18 protein-coding genes are annotated in these 20518 nt (G+C 63.6%); 4 read left to right on the plus strand and 14 right to left on the minus strand.

All coding sequences use genetic code 11. The features are described from left to right. Positions 1-4 precede the first annotated feature (4 nt). From sufB to HUS66_RS11840, 13 genes are all read right to left on the minus strand, one after another. Positions 5-1447: a Fe-S cluster assembly protein SufB gene (sufB, locus tag HUS66_RS11780; protein ID WP_175071101.1), complete on the minus strand. Its 1443-nt coding sequence runs from the start codon at positions 1445-1447 to the stop codon at positions 5-7. Positions 1448-1497: 50 nt separating this feature from the next. Continuing rightward, on the minus strand, positions 1498-1965 hold the full coding sequence (locus tag HUS66_RS11785) for an SUF system Fe-S cluster assembly regulator (RefSeq protein ID WP_175071102.1): 468 nt from the start codon (positions 1963-1965) through the stop codon (positions 1498-1500). 342 nt (positions 1966-2307) lie between these two features. Beyond that, entirely contained in the window at positions 2308-3603 is a 1296-nt protein-coding gene (locus HUS66_RS11790; RefSeq protein ID WP_175071103.1) for an adenylosuccinate synthase, read from the minus strand. Positions 3604-3655: 52 nt separating this feature from the next. Further along, positions 3656-4837, minus strand: coding sequence for an ATP phosphoribosyltransferase regulatory subunit (locus HUS66_RS11795; RefSeq protein ID WP_175071104.1), 1182 nt, complete (start codon positions 4835-4837; stop codon positions 3656-3658). A 273-nt stretch (positions 4838-5110) separates the two neighbouring features. After that, entirely contained in the window at positions 5111-5995 is an 885-nt protein-coding gene (hflC, locus tag HUS66_RS11800; RefSeq protein WP_175071105.1) for a protease modulator HflC, read from the minus strand. Then, positions 5995-7230 carry an FtsH protease activity modulator HflK gene (gene hflK / locus HUS66_RS11805; protein ID WP_175071106.1) on the minus strand — a complete coding sequence of 412 codons (1236 nt, stop codon included), beginning with the start codon at positions 7228-7230 and terminating at the stop codon, positions 5995-5997. Before hflK ends, hflC begins: the two co-directional genes overlap by 1 nt. Before the next feature lie 158 nt (positions 7231-7388). Then, complete coding sequence (gene hflX, locus HUS66_RS11810) at positions 7389-8705, minus strand: ribosome rescue GTPase HflX (RefSeq protein WP_175071107.1); 1317 nt, start codon at positions 8703-8705, stop codon at positions 7389-7391. A gap of 14 nt (positions 8706-8719) precedes the next feature. Then, positions 8720-8965: an RNA chaperone Hfq gene (gene hfq, locus HUS66_RS11815; protein WP_136253071.1), complete on the minus strand. Its 246-nt coding sequence runs from the start codon at positions 8963-8965 to the stop codon at positions 8720-8722. A 124-nt stretch (positions 8966-9089) separates the two neighbouring features. Continuing rightward, positions 9090-10043: a tRNA (adenosine(37)-N6)-dimethylallyltransferase MiaA gene (gene miaA, locus HUS66_RS11820; RefSeq protein WP_175071108.1), complete on the minus strand. Its 954-nt coding sequence runs from the start codon at positions 10041-10043 to the stop codon at positions 9090-9092. 8 nt (positions 10044-10051) lie between these two features. Continuing rightward, positions 10052-12034 (minus strand): DNA mismatch repair endonuclease MutL, encoded by a 1983-nt coding sequence (gene mutL / locus HUS66_RS11825; RefSeq protein ID WP_175071109.1) that lies wholly within the window; start codon positions 12032-12034, stop codon positions 10052-10054. Positions 12035-12135: 101 nt separating this feature from the next. Next, positions 12136-13572 (minus strand): N-acetylmuramoyl-L-alanine amidase, encoded by a 1437-nt coding sequence (locus tag HUS66_RS11830; protein WP_175071110.1) that lies wholly within the window; start codon positions 13570-13572, stop codon positions 12136-12138. Then, positions 13569-14054: a tRNA (adenosine(37)-N6)-threonylcarbamoyltransferase complex ATPase subunit type 1 TsaE gene (gene tsaE / locus HUS66_RS11835; RefSeq protein WP_175071111.1), complete on the minus strand. Its 486-nt coding sequence runs from the start codon at positions 14052-14054 to the stop codon at positions 13569-13571. The genes HUS66_RS11830 and tsaE overlap by 4 nt, the downstream gene beginning before the upstream one ends. After that, positions 14032-15537 (minus strand): NAD(P)H-hydrate dehydratase, encoded by a 1506-nt coding sequence (locus HUS66_RS11840; protein WP_175071112.1) that lies wholly within the window; start codon positions 15535-15537, stop codon positions 14032-14034. Before HUS66_RS11840 ends, tsaE begins: the two co-directional genes overlap by 23 nt. A 139-nt stretch (positions 15538-15676) precedes the next feature. On the opposite strand from HUS66_RS11840, the gene queG reads away from it, so the two are divergent. Continuing rightward, a complete protein-coding gene (queG, locus tag HUS66_RS11845; RefSeq protein WP_175071113.1) occupies positions 15677-16798 on the plus strand; it encodes a tRNA epoxyqueuosine(34) reductase QueG in 1122 nt (373 codons plus the stop codon). 131 nt (positions 16799-16929) lie between these two features. Here queG and orn read toward each other — a convergent pair whose 3' ends face one another. After that, positions 16930-17517, minus strand: a complete 588-nt coding sequence (orn, locus tag HUS66_RS11850) for an oligoribonuclease (RefSeq protein ID WP_092522396.1) — start codon at positions 17515-17517, stop codon at positions 16930-16932. Between the two features lie 58 nt (positions 17518-17575). On the opposite strand from orn, the gene rsgA reads away from it, so the two are divergent. The 3 genes from rsgA to asd all read left to right on the plus strand — a co-directional run bounded on the left by rsgA (position 17576) and on the right by asd (position 20516). Beyond that, positions 17576-18610 (plus strand): small ribosomal subunit biogenesis GTPase RsgA, encoded by a 1035-nt coding sequence (rsgA, locus tag HUS66_RS11855; RefSeq protein WP_175071114.1) that lies wholly within the window; start codon positions 17576-17578, stop codon positions 18608-18610. 154 nt (positions 18611-18764) lie between these two features. Beyond that, positions 18765-19595: a sulfurtransferase gene (locus HUS66_RS11860; protein WP_175071115.1), complete on the plus strand. Its 831-nt coding sequence runs from the start codon at positions 18765-18767 to the stop codon at positions 19593-19595. Positions 19596-19661: 66 nt separating this feature from the next. Beyond that, a complete protein-coding gene (gene asd, locus HUS66_RS11865; protein ID WP_282848743.1) occupies positions 19662-20516 on the plus strand; it encodes an archaetidylserine decarboxylase in 855 nt (284 codons plus the stop codon). Positions 20517-20518 lie beyond the last annotated feature (2 nt).

Raw genomic sequence — 20518 nt, forward strand, 5'->3', positions numbered from 1 at the left:
GCACTTAGCCGACGGCACCTTCCAATGTCACGTTGAGCAGCGCTTCGGCTTCAACGGCGAACTCCATCGGCAGCTCCTGGAAGACGTCCTTGCAGAAGCCGTTGACGATCATGCTGACCGCGTCTTCCTCGGAGATACCCCGGCTCTGGCAATAGAACAGCTGGTCCTCGCCGATCTTCGAAGTAGTCGCCTCGTGCTCGACGGTGGCGGAGCTGTTGCCGATCTCCTGATAGGGGAAGGTGTGAGCGCCACACTGATCGCCGATGAGCAGCGAATCACACTGGGTGAAGTTGCGTGCCCCCTTGGCCCGCGGGCCGATCTTGACCAGGCCACGATAGGACTGGTTGCTGCGCCCGGCGGAAATACCCTTGGAAATGATGCTGGAACGGGTGCCCTCGCCGATGTGAATCATCTTGGTGCCGGTATCGGCCTGCTGGCGGCCGTTGGTCACGGCGACCGAGTAAAACTCACCGATGCTGTCACGGCCACGCAGCACGCAGGACGGATACTTCCAGGTAATCGCCGAGCCGGTCTCAACCTGGGTCCAGCTGATCCGCGAGCGGTCACCGCGGCAATCACCGCGCTTGGTCACGAAGTTGTAGATACCGCCCTTGCCGTCTTCGTCCCCCGGGTACCAGTTCTGCACCGTGGAGTACTTGATGTAGGCATCTTCCAGCGCCACCAGCTCGACCACCGCGGCGTGCAGCTGATTCTCGTCACGCTGAGGCGCGGTGCAGCCCTCGAGATAGGAGACCTGGGCCTGCTTCTCGCAGATGATCAGGGTGCGCTCGAACTGCCCCGTGTTGGCGGCGTTGATACGGAAATAGGTGGAAAGCTCCATCGGGCAGGTCACGCCTTCCGGCACGAAGACGAAGGAGCCATCGGTGAAGACGGCCGAGTTGAGCGCCGCGAAGTAGTTGTCGGCGGCGGGCACGACGCTACCCAGATACTGCTTGATCAGTTCCGGGTAATCGCGGATCGCCTCGGAGATCGAACAGAAGATCACCCCGGCTTCGGCCAGCTTGTCCTTGAAGGTAGTGGTCACGGACACCGAGTCGAAGACCGCGTCCACGGCGACGCCGGCCAGTGCGGCCCGCTCGTGCAGCGGAATGCCCAGCTTCTCGTAGGTTTCGAGCAGCTTGGGATCGACCTCGTCGAGACTTTGCGGGCGGTCTTCGTCCTTCTTCGGTGCGCTGTAGTAAGAGATCGCCTGGTAGTCGATAGGTGGATAATCCAGATGCGCCCAGGAAGGAGACGTCATCTTCAACCACTGATGATAGGCCTTGAGACGCCACTCGAGCATCCACTCGGGCTCGCCCTTCTTCTTCGAGATGAAGGCGATGGTGTTCTCATCGAGGCCAGGCGGCATCGTGTCGCTTTCGATGTCAGTCACGAACCCTTGGGTGTATTCGCGACGGACAAGCTGCTCCATTTCTTCACTTGCCATGGTCTGTCTCCTCCCGGGCAATTGGAATCGAGGGATCCGGGCGTTTTACGTTAGCGACCGGCCTCGCTGGCCAGGGTCACGGATTGAATGGGAAGCCTGACCGGCAACTTGATCGGCGTGGTTTCGGCCAGATGCGCCAAAGTCACGCTGTCGAGCAGAGTGCGCACGGCAAGTGACACCCGCTGCCAGTTGTCGGACACCCCGCAGGTAGCGGCCAACTCGCAGTCGCCGTCGTCCTGACTGCACTCGGTCATCGCTACCGGGCCTTCGATCGCGGTAATGATATCGATAGCGCTGATCTCGGAAGCGGGACGCGCCAGCCGATAGCCGCCTTGGGCGCCGCGCTGAGACAGCAACAGCCCCGCGCGAACCAGCATCTTCAGGGTCTTGCTCACCGTTGGGTGCGGCAGCTGAACCGCCTCGGCCAATTCAGCGGCAGCATGCGGCTGCTCCGGATGACGAGCGATCTGCGCCATGACCACGGCGGCGTAATCGGTCAAACGGGACAGTTTCAGCATGGCGGCACTCCTTGTGCGCAATAGCGCGGTGGCGGTCTGCCTGGCGAGGTAGCCTCGGATTGAGGACCATTTTAGTCCTGTATAAGGACGATGTGAAGCCTCCCGCTTGGTATCGGCATGCTTGTCGACGGATCGGCGCACGATCGGCACCGATGGCATCAATAATGACAATTATTATCATTTGGGCAGGCCCCCTCCCCTTCGCCGGAATACCTCACCACTTGGCGCGTCTGACCAACCAGACACACTGACCCGGCAAGCAAGTCCGAAACGCAAACACCCCCGCCAGGAAACCTGGCGGGGGTGTCATCGCTCGATCAGCGCTCGGTAAAGCGCAACCGGTCAGGCGTCGAACGGGTTACGCAGAACGATGGTCTCGTTACGATCCGGCCCGGTAGAGATGATATCGATGGGCGTACCCACCTGCTCTTCCAGGAAGCGGATATAGCCACGGGCATTGTCTGGCAGATCCTCGACGCGCTTGACGCCCAGGGTCGACTCGCTCCAGCCCGGCAGATCGTGGTAGAGCGGCTCGATGGCCTCATAGCCTTCGGAGTCCACCGGCGTGTCCAGCACGTCGCCGTCTTTGCTGCGATAGCCGATGCAGACGCGGATGTTCTCCAGGCCGTCGAGGACGTCGAGCTTGGTCAGGCACAGGCCAGAGACCGAATTGATCTGTACCGCATGGCGCAGGGCCACGGCATCGAACCACCCGCAGCGACGCGCGCGACCGGTGGTCGCACCGAATTCGTGGCCTTTCTCGGCCAGATGACGACCGTGATCATCGAAGAGCTCGGTGGGGAACGGACCGGAGCCGACACGCGTGGTGTAGGCCTTGGTGATACCCAGCACGTAATCGAGATACAGCGGACCGACGCCGGAACCGGTGGCGGTGCCACCAGCCGTGGTGTTGGAGCTGGTTACGAACGGATAGGTACCATGATCGATATCCAGCAGCGAGCCTTGAGCCCCCTCGAAGAGAATGTTCTCGCCGGCCTTGCGGAAATCGTGGACCAGACCCACGGTGTCGCAGACCATCGGGCGCAGGTCTTCGCCCATCTGCATGGCCTCGTCGAGGACTTCCTGGAAGTTGACCGGCTCTTCACCGTGATACTTGGTCAGCACGAAGTTGTGATAGTCCAGCACCTCGCCGAGCTTGGACGCGAATCGCTCACGGTGCTGCAAATCACCCAGACGCAGGCCACGACGTGCGACCTTGTCTTCATAGGCCGGGCCGATACCACGACCGGTGGTGCCGATCTTGGCCACGCCGCGCGCCTTCTCGCGAGCCTGATCCAGGCGCACATGATAGGACAGGATCAGCGGGCAGGCCGGCGACAGACGCAGGCGCTCGCGCACCGGAACCCCCTTGGCTTCCAGCTCGCGGATTTCCTTGATCAGCGCCTCCGGCGACAGCACGACGCCGTTGCCGATTACACAGGTCTTGTCGTCCCGCAGAATACCGGACGGAATCAGGTGCAGGACGGTTTTTTCACCGTCGATGACCAGCGTATGACCGGCATTGTGCCCACCCTGGAAACGCACCACCGCAGCGGCCGATTCGGTCAGCAGGTCGACGACCTTGCCCTTGCCTTCGTCACCCCACTGGGTGCCCAGTACGACTACGTTCTTGCCCATTGCTCTCGTCTCTTGATCAAAGAATCCGTCAATCGAAGCCTCATCGCCGGCCTCAGGCCAGGTGAGACACCTGCCAGTCATCGCCCATGTGCACCAGCTGGCGATCGCAGCGGTGTTCGGCGGGCCCAGTGCGCTGGCCTGGTAGGGCCTGCACCACACGCTCGCCGGCCTCGCGCAGGCCTTGCACCGCCTGGGCCAGGCCCGGGGCATCGTCGGCCGGCGCCCAGATACCGTCGCAGGGAGGCTGCTGCTCGTCCAGCGTCGCCAGTAGCTTGAGGTCCATCGAAAAGCCAGTGGCCGGGCGAGCACGGCCAAAGGCCCGCCCAGTATCGTCATACCGGCCGCCCTTGGCCAACGCCTGGCCATAGCCCGGCACATAGGCGGCGAACATCATGCCGGTGTGGTATTCATAACCGCGCAGCTCGGCAAGATCGATGTAGATATCGAGCTGCGGGTCGGCCGCCGTCACGCCATCGCATAGCGCCGCCAGCTGGTCCAGGGCAGCGCCGACAGGCGCCGGCGCCTCGGCGAAAGCGCTACGTGCCTCGTCGAGCACTTCGCGACCGCCGTGCAGCTCGACCAGCGCAAGGAACATCTCGGCCAGCGCCGGGTCCTTGACGCTTGACTCTACGCAGACAGCAAGCTCGCCCGGCGACTTGAGCTCCAGGGCTGCGAAGATGGCCCGCTCCTCGGCGTGTCCCAATTCGGCGGCCTGCACCAGGCTGCGATAGAGGCCGATATGACCCAGCGCCAGATGGACTTCAGCGGCACCGGCCGCCTTGACGCTACCCAGCGCCAGACGAAGAATTTCCAGGTCCGCCTCGAGACCGGCATGGCCGAACAGCTCGACCCCCACCTGCACCGGGCTGCGGCTTCCTTGGTGCTGGTCGGACTTGGCCCGCAGCACGTTGGTGCAGTAGCAAAGCCGCACGGGGCCCTGGCGCTTCAATGAGTGGGCGTCCATGCGCGCCACCTGAGGCGTGACGTCGGCACTGGCGCCCATCATGCGCCCGGTGAGCTGGTCGGTCAGTTTGAAGGTCTGCAGGTCGAGGTCGGTGCCGGTGCCGGTCAGCAACGAGTCGAGAAACTCGAGGGGGGGCGGCATCACCTGGTCATACCCCCAGCGATGGTAGAGGTCGAGCAACGCCCGACGAAGCTCTTCCATGCGCGCCGCCTGGGGCGGCAACACTTCATCCATGCCGTCGGGGAGCAACCAGCGGTCAGCGATGGTCATGTTGTGTCCTGCCAAGGTTGAATGGCCTATCCGGGCGTCGGCCGGGATCACGAAGCCTTTAAAAGGCCACGACTTCCACGCCCCTAGGGTCGCTTGACCCAAGCAAACGGAGTCGCATGACCCGTGGAAACGCCCACAAAAAAACCGGGCAACGCCCGGTTTATAGATTCTATCACGTTTGCCTGTGTGATGAACCCTGAGCGGGGCGCAGATCGCCCCGCTCGCTGCACTGTGCATGCAGGACCACGCTAGCGTAAGTTCACGCCAGCGTTATCATTCCCCGCCTTGCGGTGACGGGCTCTTCAGATAGCGGAAGAAATCGCTAGATGGGTCGAGCACCATCATGTTTCCGCCGCCGCTGAAGCTCTGGCGATAAGCATCGAGGCTGCGCCAGAAGGAGTAGAACTCCTCGTCCTGCTGGTAGGCATCCGAGTAGATCGCGGCGGCCTCGGCATCGCCCTCACCTCGAAGAGTCTCGGAGCGCGACTGAGCCTGGGCCAACAGTACCTGACGGCGACGATCGGCATTGGCACGAATTCGCTCAGCCTCTTCCTGACCCTGCGCGCGCCATTCCCGGGCCTGACGCTCACGCTCGGAGCGCATGCGTGAATAGACCGCCGACGACACATCTTCGGGCAGGTCGATACGCTTGACGCGAATGTCGCGAATCGCCACACCCAGCTCGTCGCGCATCAGGCTGTCGAGCTCCTGGGTCGGAGTGGTCATCAGATCATCGCGACGCTCGGAGATGATCTGCTGTAGGTTCAAGCGACCGAACTCGTTACGCAGGCTCTCGTCGACACGGGGCTGTATCAGGCGCACGGCCATCATCTCATCCCCGGCGGTGGCCTCGTAGTAGCGGGTCGGGTTGACCACCTGCCACTTCACATAGGAGTCGACGATGACCGCTTTCTGCTCGAGCGTCAGATAGCGGCTGGCATCGGTATCCAGCGTCAGCACACGGGTATCGAAGGTCCGCACCGTCTGGGTGATGGGAATCTTCACGTGCAGGCCAGGCTGGATATTCTCCTCAACGACCTCACCAAAGCGCAGCTTAACGGCGCGCTCGGTCTCATCGACGATGTACAGGCTGTTGCTGGCCAGCCAGGCGACGGCGGCGAGGCCACCGACGATCAGCAGGGAGCGATTATTGATCATTACCGGCCCTCCCTCTGGATACCGCTGGAGCTATTGCTGGAACTTGAACTGCGATTGGACTGCTGGCCCTGGCTGCGCAGGCGCTCCAGCAGCTGAGGATCGACATCCTGGGCATTGGCATCCTGATTGTTCTGGCCGTTTTGCCCCGACTTGCTGTCCGAGCGCAGTTTATCCAACGGCAGGTACATCATTGGGCTCGATTCGGCATCGACCAGCACCTTGTCGGTACGGCCCAAGACCTCGCTCATGGTATCGAGGTAGAGACGCTCGCGCATCACACTCGGTGCCCCCTCGTACTGGGTCAGCAGCGAGTTGAAGCGGTTGGCCTTACCCTGAGCCTCGGCTACGACCGATTCGCGATAGCCCTGGCCCTGTTCGATCAGGCGCTGCGCCTGACCCTGGGCGGCGGGAATGATTGCATTGGCATACGCCATCGCTTCGTTGATGGTGCGCTGGCGATCCTCGCGGGCCCGAATGACGTCATCGAAGGCATCCTGCACGGCATCCGGCGGCGCAGTCGATTCGATGTTGATGGTCTGCAAGAGCAGCCCCGTGCCGTAGCTGTCCAGGTAGGACTGCAGACGGCTGCTGACCGCACTGCCGAGGATCTCACGACCGGAGGTCAGGATATCGATCATCTCGGTACCGCCGACCACATGACGCAGAGCGGAGTCCAGCGCATTCTCGAGGCTCACCTCGGGATTGCGGACATTGAGCACGAAATCACGCGGATTGGAGACCTGATACTGGGCCGAGATCTCGACGGAAACGATGTTCTCGTCCTCGGTCAGCATCGACTGTGTCTGGGTCAACGAACGGACACGCGTCACGTTGACCATGCGCACGTCATCCACCAGCGGCGGATTCCAATGCAGACCCGGCGTGACGATCTCCTGGAACTTGCCGAAACGCAGTACCACGCCACGTTCGGACTGGTCGACCAAATAGAACCCCGAGGCTGCCCATACGGCCAACGCGATCACGATCAGCAGCCCGGGCAGAGCGAAGGTGTTGCGACGCCCGCCACCCGGCTTGCCGCCGCCACCGCTGCGCTTACCGCGACCGCCCAGCAGGCCGTTGATCTTGTCCTGGAATTTCTTCAGGGCTTCATCGAGGTCAGGAGGCCCCTGATTGTTGCCTCCACCTCCATTGTTGCCGCCGCCATTACCACCGCGTCGGCCACCCCCACTCCAGGGGTCATGCTGCTTGCCGCCACCAGGCTCATTCCAAGCCATACGTATTCTCCACTCTGCGTTGACTGCGTCGAGGGCCGAGGTTTTCGCGCCTCGACCCGACATGCGATGGAATCGTCATGTCCTGTTCGGTGCCCCGGCCATCCCGCCGGCAGCGTCAGGCTGCCATCTTGCCCTCAATGACGGGTATCAGAAAACCCTCAAGGCTCCCAGACTGGCTTTTCCTGCTCTTCGGGGGGCAGGTAGGTCTCGGCTTTTTCGCCGAGGCGCGCCATCAGCTGCATGAATTCACGCCTGGGCAGACGGATATCGAGCAGCGAACGCCCCAGCTCATCGAAATGCTCCTCGCGAACGGCTCCCAGCTCATGCAGGCCGGCACGCAGCTTGCCCTGCTCGGGCGAGAGCGCCAGAGAGGTGTCCAGCACGTCCTCGGCGAGGCACTCGGAAAGCGCCTGCTGCAAAAGATCCAGCCCCAGTCCTTTCTGGGCCGATACCCAGACCGACATGGGGCGACCCTCGCCATCGCGCTCGATGCGTGGCGCGCTGTCGAACAGATCGATCTTGTTCATCACCCTCAGACACGGCACCTCATCGGCACCGATTTCCTCGAGCACTTCTTCGACCTGAGCCACGTTGAGCTCACGATCCGGGTCGGCGGCATCGATCACATGCACCAGCAGGCTGGCCTCGGCGGCCTCCTGCAAGGTGGCACGAAAGGCTTCGACCAGCTTGTGCGGCAGGTGGCGGATGAAACCAACGGTATCGGCGAGTACCACCGGCCCCACATCGTCGATCTCGAGCCGGCGCAGGGTCGGGTCGAGCGTCGCAAAGAGTTGGTCGGCGGCATAGACGCTGGACTCGGTCACACTATTGAACAGCGTGGACTTGCCGGCGTTGGTGTAGCCCACCAAGGAAACGCTGGGGATCTCCGCCCTGGCGCGCGCCCGGCGATTCTGCTCACGCTGGGAGCGCACCTTGTCGAGCCGTTTATGGATCGACTTGATACGTCCGCGCAGCAGGCGACGGTCGGTCTCGAGCTGGGTTTCACCCGGCCCGCGCAGGCCGATACCGCCCTTCTGGCGCTCGAGGTGGGTCCAACCACGCACCAGGCGCGTAGACATGTACTCGAGCTGGGCCAGTTCGACTTGCAGCTTGCCTTCATGGGTCCGCGCACGCTGAGCGAAGATATCGAGAATTAACCCGGTGCGATCGAGCACCCGGCATTTCAATGCCTGCTCGACATTACGCTGCTGGGAAGGGCTCAGAGCATGGTTGAAGATCACCAGTTCGGCATGGTGAATCTCGCGCAGCTCCTTGAGTTCCTCGAGCTTGCCACTACCGATGAAGGTGCGGGAATCAGGCCGACTCCGGCTGCCCTGCATCAGGGTAGCCGGCTCGGCACCAGCGGAGCGCACAAGCTCGAGGAATTCACCCGGATCTTCGCGCTCCCTCTCATCCTGGAAGTCTACGTGGACCAGGATCGCCGTCTCTCCGGCGTCGGGACGTTCAAAAAACAATCAATACCTCGTAATCAGCTTTCCTCGGCCGCCGCAGGGTCTTGGGCGGGCAGGCGCACGTTACGCGACGGCACAACCGTCGAGATAGCATGCTTGTATACCATCTGGCTGACGGTATTGCGCAGCAGGATCACGAACTGATCGAAGGATTCGATCTGACCTTGCAGCTTGATACCGTTGACCAAGAAGATCGATACCGGAATGCGCTCCTTGCGCAGGATGTTCAGGTAAGGGTCTTGGAGGGACTGCCCCTTGGACATTTTGCTCTCCCTAATCTGTCTCTTTGATGTCGTTTTTATCGGCCTCGGCGCGGCATATACCACTCCTCGGCTCGAATAGTGTGCGGCTCGAAAAGTGCGAACCAATCCAACCGTCTATCTTACGCTATGTGCTGCACTGGCGCACGAGATTCAGAACTTCTTCGAGCGGGTCTACACTCTGGCTATCGACCCAGTGCAGGTCGGGCCAGCGGCGCAGCCAAGTCAACTGACGCTTGGCCAACTGACGGGTGGCAATCACCCCTCGCTGGCGAAACGCTTCCCAGCCATAGCGACCGTCCAGATGCTCCCAGGCCTGCCGGTAGCCGACGCTCTTCATCGAAGGCAGCCCAGGATGCAGGTCGGCACGCTCACGCAGGGCGGCAACCTCGTCGAGGAAATCGCCCGCCAGCATGGCATCGAAGCGCTCGGCGATGCGCGCGTGAAGCAGGGCACGATCCGTGGGCGCCACGGCGATTGACAGCGTGCGGTAGGGAAAGGTTTCACGGCGCTGCTCATCCCAGAGCTCCGTCATCGCGCGACCGCTGATGCGCTGCACTTCCAGCGCCCGCATCAGCCGCTGGGGATCGTTGACATGGATGCGCTGCGCCGACGCCGGGTCCACCGCGGCTAACGCCTCATGTACGGCGGAAAGTCCGCCCTCGGCGGCCAGTGCCTCAATCTCGGCGCGCACCTCGGGGTCGCTGCTCGGCAGGTTGGCCACCCCTTCGGTGAGGTGCTTGTAATACATCATGGTGCCGCCGACCAGCAGCGGGATACTGCCGGCCTCGCTGATGGCGGCCATCTCGCGCAGGGCATCCTGGCGAAAATCCTCCGCCGAATAGGGGTCGGCCGGGTCGCGAATATCGATCAGCCGGTGCGGCGCCCGGGCTAGCTCCTCGACGCTTGGCTTGGCGGTGCCGATATCCATGCCACGGTAGACCATCGCCGAGTCGACGCTGATCAGCTCGCAGCCCAGGCGCTCGTGCAACTGGATGGCGAGATCGGTCTTGCCGGCGGCGGTAGGGCCCATCAGCAGGATCGCCAGCGGGCGGTGGTCCGCCTCGCCGGCCGTTGTCATGGCGCTCATCATTGCCCCCGCAGGAAACGCTTGTCCAGCTCGTGCATCGACATCTCGAACCAGGTCGGGCGACCGTGATTGCACTGTCCGCTGCGCTCGGTGCGCTCCATGTCCCGCAGCAGGGCGTTCATTTCGGCGATCGACAGCCGCCGGTTGGCGCGTACGCTGCCATGGCAGGCCATGGTCGAGAGCAGCTCGTTGATATGGGCCTCGAGGCGATCCGAACGACCGTACCGCTCGAGATCGCCGAGCATGTCGCGAATCAGCGGCTCCACATCGGCATCGGCGAGCAGGGTCGGCACCTGGCGTACCAGCAGCGTCTCGGGGCCGGCCACGTCCAGCTCGACCCCCAGTCGAGTGAAGGCTTCACGCTCTGATTCGGCGGTGGCCACCTCGGCGGGGCTCGCCGCCAGCGACACAGGTACCAGCAGTGGCTGCGCCTCAATGGCCTCGCCATGCACCTGCGCCTTCATGCGCTCATAGGTGATGCGCTCATGGGCCGCGTGCATGTCCACGACCACCATGCCCCGCTCGGTTTGAGCGAGAATATAGACGCCATGCAGTTGGGCCACGGCATAGCCCATGGGCGGTGCCTGGGTGGCATCATCGCCGGGCATCGGCGGTGCCGGCGCTCGGGCGGCTCTGGTCTCTTCCCGCTCGGCGAGTGCCGTACCGGCGGCCACACCGCCCGGCGGCGTGGCCTGTGGGGTCAAAAGGCTCTCTTCATGATCCGGGTGCAGGGCATGATAGCCGGCCATGAACTCGCGAACCTTGTTGGCGCCGGGGTGGCGCTCGTCGCTTGACGGACGCAGCGCCATTGGCTGCTGCTGCCAGCGGCCGGCATCGCTAGGCTCCCTCGCGCCACCGTCCCCCGGCCCCACCTGAGATACCCCCTGGGCGCCCCCCTGGCCGTCGACCGTAGACGCGGCATTTGCCTCACCTGTCGCTTCACCGACCCCGGCGGCATCGCTGTTGGGGCGCACTTCGCCCAGCGCCCGGTGCAGGCTCGAGAACAGGAAGTCATGCACTAGCCGGCCATCGCGGAAGCGCACCTCATGCTTGGTGGGGTGCACATTGACATCGACCACCGAGGGGTCGAGCTCCAGATAGAGCACGAACACCGGGTGGCGGCCGTGAAAGAGCACGTCGCGATAGGCCTGACGGACCGCATGGGCGACCAGGCGATCGCGTACTACTCGGCCGTTGACGAAGAAATACTGCTGATCGGCCTGGGCGCGGGAATGCGTGGGCAGCCCCACCCAGCCCCACAGCCGCAGGCCGCTGGCCTCGATATCCAGATGCAGGGCGTTTTCCAGAAACTTGTTGCCAAGCAGCGCGCCGATGCGACGCTCCCGTGACGCCCCGTCATCGCCGGGGCGAAGTTGGTGCAGGGTCTTCTGGTTATGCCTAAGCGTCCAGCCAATGTCGAAGCGCGACAGGGCCAGGCGGCGGAAACTTTCTTCGACGTGACCGAACTCGGTCTTTTCGGTACGCAAAAACTTGCGCCGCGCCGGGGTGTTGAAAAACAGGTCGCGCACGATGACCGAGGTACCGCGAGGATGCGGCGCCGGCGTGACCCGGGGCTCCATGCGCCGCCCCTCGGCCACGACTCGCCAGCCCTCGCGCGGGTCGTCGGTGACGTTCGAGGTCAGCTCCAGCCGCGACACCGCGCTGATCGATGCCAGCGCCTCGCCACGAAACCCCAGGCTCGCCACCCCTTCCAGGTCATCCAGAGAGGTGATCTTGCTGGTCGCATGGCGTGCCAGCGCCAGCGGCAGGTCATCCTCGTTGATACCCGATCCATCGTCCCGCACCTTGATCAGACGCGCACCACCCGCCTCGAGCTCCAGCTCGATACGACGGCTGCCGGCATCGATGGCATTCTCGACGAGCTCCTTGATCACCGAAGCCGGGCGCTCGACCACCTCACCGGCGGAAATCTGGTTGGCCAGGCGCGGATCGAGCACCTGGATGGCATGCCTGTCTGTCATAGCCTCTCTTCAGTACGCATATTCAGTACATGTCTTTTAGTACATGTCTTTCAGTATCTGGAATATCTGGAAAGGGTCGCCTTGCACCGCCACCTGGCGGCTCAGGAACGCGGAATGCGCAGCACCTGGCCCACCCGGATATTATCACCGTCGATCTGGTTGACCTGCTTGAGCATGGCAACCGGTACCTGATGGCGGGCAGCGATTTCCGAGAGGGTGTCACCGGGCTGGATGCGGTACTCGTTACTGGCCTGCCCCCGCCCCTGATCGCGTTGCCAGGCCAGCAGGCTGCCCGGTGGCGGGTTACGGGTGAAGTGCGCCTCGATCCCAGAGAAGACGGCTTGTGCCAGCTTGCGTTGGTGCGAAGCGTCACTCAATCGGCGCTCTTCCTGAGGATTCGAGATGAAGCCCGTCTCGACCAATAGCGACGGAATATCCGGCGACTTCAGCACCACGAACCCCGCCTGTTCGACCCGAGGTTTGTGCAGCGGGTTAACCTGTTTGAGGCGATCCAGCACCTGCCCCCCAATGGACAGCGAGTCATTGAGCGTCGCCGTCATGGTCAGGTCGAGCAGCACGCCCTTCAGGACTTCATCCTTGTCACGCAGCGACAGGTTACCGTCGACCCCGCCGATCAGGTCGGCGCGGTTCTCGCTGTTGGCGAGCCATTTGGCGGTCTCGGACGTCGCGCCACGCTGGGACAGCGCAAACACCGAGCTGCCATTGGGCCTGGCACTCGAGAAGGCATCGGCATGAATCGAGACGAAGAAGTCGGCCTTCTGTTCGCGGGCGATGCGAGTGCGCTCTCTGAGGCCGACATAATAGTCACCGTCGCGGATCATCACCGCGCGAAAGCCCGGCGCAGCGTCGATGATGCGCTTCAAGGAGCGGGCGATATCCAGCACAACATCCTTCTCGCGTGTGCCACGGCTGCCGATCGCCCCCGGGTCTTCGCCGCCGTGACCGGCATCCACCGCGATGATGATGTCGCGCTTGGGATGCGGCGCTGCCTTGGCCTGGGCGGTCGCCTGAGGCGGCTGAGCGCCCTGCTCCTGAGCGCGAATCATGTCCTCGATCGGGTCCTTGACGGCGCTCTCACCCGGGTACTCGAGATCCACCACCAGGCGGTGGCCATACTGATCGTTGGGACTCAGGGAAAAATGGCGCGGCTCGATGCGACGCTCGAGGTCCAGCACCACGCGCAGATCGTTACCGCCGCGAACGCCGGTTCGGACCTTACTGATGGCACTGCCGTCGAGGTTCAGCGACGCGCTATCGGTCTGCAACTGGCTATCCGCGAGATCGATCACCAGCCGGTCAGGGTTGTCCAGGGTGAAAACATCCGCTTCGACCGGCGCAGACAGGTCGAACACCAGCCTGGCATGATCGGGTGCCGCCCAGAGACGCATGTTGTCGACGTCGGCGGCCAAGGCAGGCCCCGTCAGAGCGCACCAGCTTATTGCCAGCAGCAGCGCGGTGCTGGCTATAGGCTGCAGATAGCGCCGCCCGACGCCTGAAAGGGTAGCAATCACATTCATGGTGTCGTCGAAACATCCTTGTTGGAGGACCAGGCAACCAGGTGCGCAAGCACCGCCCGGCCTCTCTCAGTGTCGGCATCAAGCGAGGCGCTGCGCCCGGAGGACAACACCGTGAGACGGATGCGCAGATCCGGCGCCGGCAGCCAACCCGAGCCACGGCTCGGCCACTCGATCAGGCTCAACTGGTCATCGCCCAAGAGGTCTCGGGCGCCCATGAATTCGAGCTCTTCGGGATCGCCAAGTCGGTAAAGGTCGAAGTGCTGTATATGGACGTCACCGAGCTCATAGGGTTCGACAAGCGTATAGGTCGGGCTCTTGACCGCCCCCTGATAGCCGTAGGCGCGCAGCACACCGCGCGTCAAGGTGGTCTTGCCAGCCCCCAGCTCACCTTCCAGATGCACCTGCCCACGGCCCTTGAGAGCCACCCCCAGCGCCTCGCCGAAGGCAACCTGAGTCTGTTCATCCGGAAGTATCACGTGCATCGTCTGTCCTGCCATTGATCAATCGTCGCGCATAGGATGCCAGATCACCGGCCAGCAAACCACGCTCCCCGCCGGCCGCCGCGGCCTGGTCAGCGGCGCGGGCGTGCAGCACCACACCAAGCCGTGCAGCCGCGGGCAGAGTAAGCCCCTGGGCGATCAAGGCCCCCAACATACCGGATAGCGCATCCCCCATGCCGCCACTGGCCATGCCTGGGTTGCCAAAGGGACATACCGCCAGGCCCTTGCCATCGGCGACCAGGCTGCCGGAGCCCTTGAGCACCACCACGCCGCCATAGCGATCGACCAGGGCCCGTGCCGCCGCCGGACGGTCGGCCTGAACCTCTGCCCCGCTGCTTTCCAGTAGCCTCGCCGCCTCGCCGGGGTGCGGTGTCAACAGCCAGTCCTCTCGCCTGAGCGAGGGCCAACGACTGACCAGCAGGGTCAAGGCATCGGCGTCCAGCACCATCGGCTTGCCAGCGTCCAGCGCCACCCGCAGCATGGCTTGCCCCCAGGCGCCTACGCCAAGCCCAGGGCCCACGACCAGTACCGTGGCAGCATTCAGAAGCTCGCCCAGATCATTGGCGCTGTAAACGCCATGCACCATGACCTCCGGGCAGGCCGCCAGACTCGCCGTGACGTGCTCAGGAGCAGTGGCAAGGCTCACTTTGCCGGCTCCCAGCCTTGCCACGGTTTGACTCGCCAGCAGCGCTGCCCCACCGAAGCCCGGCGCACCGCCGATCACCAGCACATGGCCGAAATCCCCCTTGTGGCTGTCATGGGCTCGAGGCGGCAGAGCCGTTTCGGCCCCCAACCGCCAGGCCGCCGGTTCGATATCGTCATGATCCAGTGGTGCGACACCCAGCGACTCCAACTGCACCTCACCGCAGCAGGCCGGGCCGGCACCGGTCTGCAAACCCAGTTTATCGGCAATAAGGGTGATGGTCAGACTGGCCCGCACCGCCGAGCCCAGCACCGCGCCGGTGTCCGCCGAGAGCCCGGAGGGAATATCCACCGACAGCACCGGTCGCTGACTTGCATTGATCGCAGCGATGGCCACGGCAAAGGACTCGCGCACCTCACCGGCCAGCCCCGTACCCAGCAACGCATCGACGATCAAATCGCCATCGAGCGCGGACTGAGACTGCCAGGCACTGATGCTGACGCCAGCCTGGCCGGCCATCGCCACTGCCCGGCCCGCATCACCCTTGAGCGACGCCGGGTCGCGCAGGCTATATAGCTGCACCTGGAGACCATCGAGAACCGCTAGCGCGGCGATCACATAGCCGTCGCCGGCATTGTTGCCAGCGCCACACAGCACGCTCAAATACCTGGCCTCAGGCCAGCGCTGTCGCAGCCCGCGATAGGCCGCCATGGCAGCGCGCTGCATCAGCGCAAACCCCTCGATGCCCGCCGCGATGGTGCGCTTGTCCAGCTCTCTTACCTGAGCGGCCCGGTAGAGCGGGCGTCCTGAATCGGTCTGCATGCCTGGCTCCTCAATGACGACTTCCTGAGACTAGTGTAGGGTGTGGGCGCCTGTCGCCCCATAGGCGCTGACGCCGCTCGACTAGCCCCGGTGTTAGCTCCCGGTATTAGCCCTTCATTCAGCCGTGACAAAGGCTCTCATGTCGACCACTGCCTCCTCGCAAGCGCCATCAGCCCCACAGGCGCTATCCGATGCCGATTTGGCCGCACTCGCGGCCAAGATCAAGGTCTGGGGCCGCGAACTGGGCTTTCAGGAGCTCGGTATCACCGATACGGATCTCTCCAGCCACGAGCGCTATCTGGAGCGCTGGCTGGCAGCGGGATATCATGGCGAGATGGGCTTCATGGAGAAGCACGGCACCAAGCGCACCCGCCCGGCAGAGCTGGTGCCCGGCACGCTGCGGGTAATCAGCGCCCGCATGGACTACCTGCCCCCCGAGGTCGAGACCACCAAGGTGCTCGGCAAGCCAGACATCGCCTATGTGTCGCGCTACGCACTGGGCCGTGACTATCACAAGCTGATCAGAAAGCGCTTAGCGACCCTTGCCAAGCGCATCGAAGCCGAAGTGGGCCCCTTCGGTTACCGCGCCTTCGTCGATTCGGCCCCGGTGATGGAGCGGGCCCTGGCGCAGAAGGCCGGGCTTGGCTGGTTCGGCAAGAATGCCATGCTGCTCAACCCAAAGGCGGGCTCGCTGTTCTTCCTCGGCGAGCTCTATACAGACCTGCCGCTGCCGACTGATGAGCCCTTCGAGAGCGAACATTGCGGCAAGTGCTCATCCTGTCGCACCGCCTGCCCTACCGGGGCCATCGTCGAGGACAAGGTCGTCGACTCCCGGCGCTGCATTTCCTACCTGACCATCGAGCTGCACGGCGCCATTCCCGAGCAATACCGGGAGGCGATGGGCAACCGGGTCTACGGCTGCGACGACTGCCAGCTGGTCTGCCCTTTCACCCGCTTCACCCGGGCGAGCCAGGAAGAGGACTTCGCGCCCCGCCATGACCTCGACCGCATCGAACTGACGCGGCTGTTCGCCTGGAGCGAGGAAGAATTCCTGGACAAGACCGCAGGCAGCGCGATTCGCCGCATCGGCTACGAGCGCTGGCTGCGCAACCTGGCCGTGGGGCTCGGCAATGCACCCTGGAGCGAGACCGTGGAGGCCGCACTCAAGGCGCGGCTGGCCTATCCCTCAGACCTGGTGCGCGAGCATGTGCGCTGGGCGCTTGAGCGTCAGCGTGATAAGCGCGCTCAACGCATTATCTAGGCTCTGCGCGAACACTACCTGCACTAAATACCTGCACTCGCTGACTTTGCGCACCACCCCTTGCCACCGCAACCCGAAAGCGCCGCCCTGGGGCGGCGCTGAGTGCTTGCGAGGTATCGCTTGGCTACGGGTTACTCTTCTTCATCCCGTACCAGATTCGGCGGCTGCAAGAAGGTCCGGCGATAGTGGGCAAGCTCGGCGACGGATTCGCGAATATCATCCAGCGCCTGGTGAGTCCCCTTCTTCTCGAATCCGGCAAGAGCGCCCGGATTCCAGCGCTTGGCCAGTTCCTTCAGGGTCGAGGGATCGATGTTGCGATAGTGGAAGAAGGCCAGCAGCTCGGGCATCTCGCGCTCCAGGAAGCGCCGGTCCTGATGCACGCTGTTGCCACACATCGGCGAACTGCCCGGCACCACGTGGGCGGCCAGGAACTCGAGGGTCTGGCGCTCGGCGGCGGCAGTATCGACAGGGCTCTGCTTGACGCGCTCGATCAGCCCCGAGGCGCCATGCGTTTTCTGGTTCCAATCATCCATGCCGTTCAGCAAGGCATCAGGCTGATGAACGGCCAAGGCCGGGCCCTCGGCGATCAGGTTCAGCTCGCTGTCGGTGATCAGGGTGGCGATCTCGATGATGCGCTCACGATTAGGGTCCAGACCGGTCATTTCCAGATCGATCCAGATCAAGAGGTCATTACGCGGCGCACCTTGCTCATCGGCCATGGTGGGGTGTCTCCTGGGTGGGTACAATGAGGGCCATTGTACAGACCCATGGGCCCGCATGAGCAAACGCAAGTTAACCCGCCAGCAGCGCTGGCGCATCGAGAAGATCCAGGCCGAGCGCACCAAGCGTGCCAGTCGCCACGACGTCGATGATAACGCCGCCCTAGGCGCCGGCGAATATGGCCCCGAGCGCGAGGGCCGGGTGATCGCCCACTTCGGTCGCAGCCTCGATGTCGCTGCCGGCGAAGACGGCACCCACACCCGCTGTCACCTGCGCGCCAACCTGGAAAGTCTGGTCACCGGCGACCGGGTGATCTGGCGTCTGGGCGAGGAAGGCAGTGGCGTGGTGGTCGCCCGGCGCGAGCGGGCAAACGTCCTCGAACGCCCGGATGCTCGCGGCTTGCTCAAGCCAGTGGCGGCCAATATCGACCAGATCCTGATCGTCTTTGCCGTCGAACCCGCGCCGCATGCCAACCTGATCGACCGCTACCTGGTCGCCGCCGAGGCCACCGGCATTGCACCGGTGCTGGTGCTCAACAAGATCGACCTGCTGCCTGACGATGGCGGCGAACTCAAGGCATTGCTCGACCGCTATGAAGCGCTGGGCTATCCGGTGGTCGAGGCGACCACCCAGCGCCCGGACGGCCTGGATGCCCTGCATGCCCGACTGACCGAGCGAACCTCGGTGTTCGTCGGCCAGAGTGGGGTCGGCAAGTCCTCGCTGATCGACCGCCTGCTACCCAATGAGGCCTTGCGCATCGGCGCACTGTCCGAGGACTCCCGCAAGGGCACCCACACGACCACCACCGCCCGCCTGTATCGACTGCCCTCGCCTGTCGCGGATGACGGTGGTGAATTGATCGACTCGCCGGGCATTCGCGAATTTGGTCTTGGTCACCTGAGCGAAGACGAGGTCACCCAGGGGTTCATCGAGTTTCGCGACCATCTCGGCCACTGCCGCTTTCGCGACTGTCGCCATCGCCAGGAACCTGGCTGTGCCCTGCTGGCCGCCGTAGAGCGCGGCGACATACAAGCGGCGCGTTTCGACAGCTACCGGCGTATCCTGGCTAGCCTGACGTCCCAAGGCCACTGAAGCGGTCCATCAAAACCGTCCATTGAAACGGACCATTGAAAGAGGCCATTGAGTGTAGAGACAGCAGCGCGGCCTGGGTGCCGCGATATTAGAAACCGGCCCCGCGGCTGTGACATGATCCTGGCATTCCCTAATTCACCATGAGGCGTGACCCATGAGCTCCGAAGACAACCTGCTGCCGTTGATCGTCGAACCCGAGCAACTCGAGGCGCGGCTTGGCCACCCGGATTTATTGATCATCGATGTTGCGTCGAAGGCAGAGAGCTACCTGGAAGGCCATGTGCCCGGCGCGGTCTTTCTCGATTACCAACACCTGCTGTTAGGCAGCGGTGAGGTGCCCAACGACACGCCGAGCGTCGAGCAGCTCTCGGCCCTGTTCTCCTCGCTGGGACTCGATCGCGATACCCATGTGGTGGCCTACGACGATGAAGGCGGCGGCTGGGCCGGACGCCTGCTGTGGACCCTGGAGCTGATCGGCCACAACCGCTATTCCTATCTCAACGGCGGCATTCATGCCTGGCGCCAAGAGGGCCTGGCAACCGAGAGCACCCCTAACGAGCCCAGGCTCAGCGATTATGAGGCCGAGATACGCCACCCCGAGGTGAGCATCGACGCCGAGGGAATCCAAGAACGCCTGAGCGACAGGAATTTCGCCGTCTGGGATGCCCGCTCCCGCGCCGAATATGACGGTGAAAAGGGCCAGAACAAGCACCTGGGCCATATCCCGGGCGCGGTCAACATGGACTGGCTGGATGTCATGGATCGCGACAATGCGCTACGCATCCGCGACTATGCGGAGCTTGTCACCGAGCTCGAAGCCCTGGGCCTGACGCCCGACATGGACATTGTGACCCACTGCCAGAGCCACCACCGCAGCGGCCTTACCTGGCTTGCCGGCAGAGCACTGGGCTTTACCAAGATTCGCGCCTACCCCGGTTCCTGGAAGGACTGGGGCAACCGCGACGACACCCCGATCGAGCACTGACCGATCCCCTTTGCGGACCGGTCGCATCATGATCGACGCCTTATCGAACACCAACGGATACCCTAAGTGACCCGCGACAAGCTGTTTGCCCTTATTCAGTACCCCCTGCCCCACCATCTGATTTCCCGGATGGTGGGCTGGTTTGCCGAGACTCGCCTGAGCTGGCTGAAGAATGCCCTGATCCGCGCCTTCATCAAGCGCTTCAAGGTCGACATGGACGAGGCGGCCGAGCCCGACCCGACCGCCTATGCCTGCTTCAACGACTTCTTCACCCGCGCACTGCGCAAGGGCGCACGCCCGGTGGCCGAAGGGCTGGTATCGCCCGCCGACGGCACCCTATCGCAGTTCGGTCGCATCCATCACGGCACCTTGATTCAGGCCAAGGGCCAGGCCTATTCGCTGACGAGCCTGCTGGGTGGCGACACGCACCTGGCGGCGCCCTTCCGCCAGGGCAGCTTTGCCACCGTCTACCTGTCGCCCAGTGACTATCATCGCGTGCATATGCCGCTGACCGGCACCCTGCGGGAGATGGTCTATGTGCCGGGACGTATTTTCTCGGTCAATCAGGCCACCGCCGACCATGTACCGGGGCTCTTCGCCCGCAACGAGCGGCTGGTGTGCATCTTCGATACCGAAGAAGGGCCGCTGGCCATGGTGCTGGTAGGCGCGATGATCGTTGCGGCCATCGAGACGGTATGGGCCGGACAGATCACTCCGCAGAGCGATCAGGTGCAGAGCATCCGCTTCGATGAACCGATCACCCTACAAAAAGGCGCCGAGATGGGCCGCTTCAAGCTCGGCTCGACCGTCGTGATGTGCTTCGGCCACGAGGCCAGCTTTGACGCTGCCGGGCTCGATTCCAGCGTGCGCATGGGCGAGCGCCTCGGCGAGATTCCCCACCACGCGACTCAGACCTCCTGACG

Origin of the sequence: Onishia taeanensis (assembly GCF_013349955.1) — a bacterium.
In the GTDB taxonomy this organism is placed as follows: Bacteria; Pseudomonadota; Gammaproteobacteria; order Pseudomonadales; family Halomonadaceae; genus Onishia; species Onishia taeanensis_B.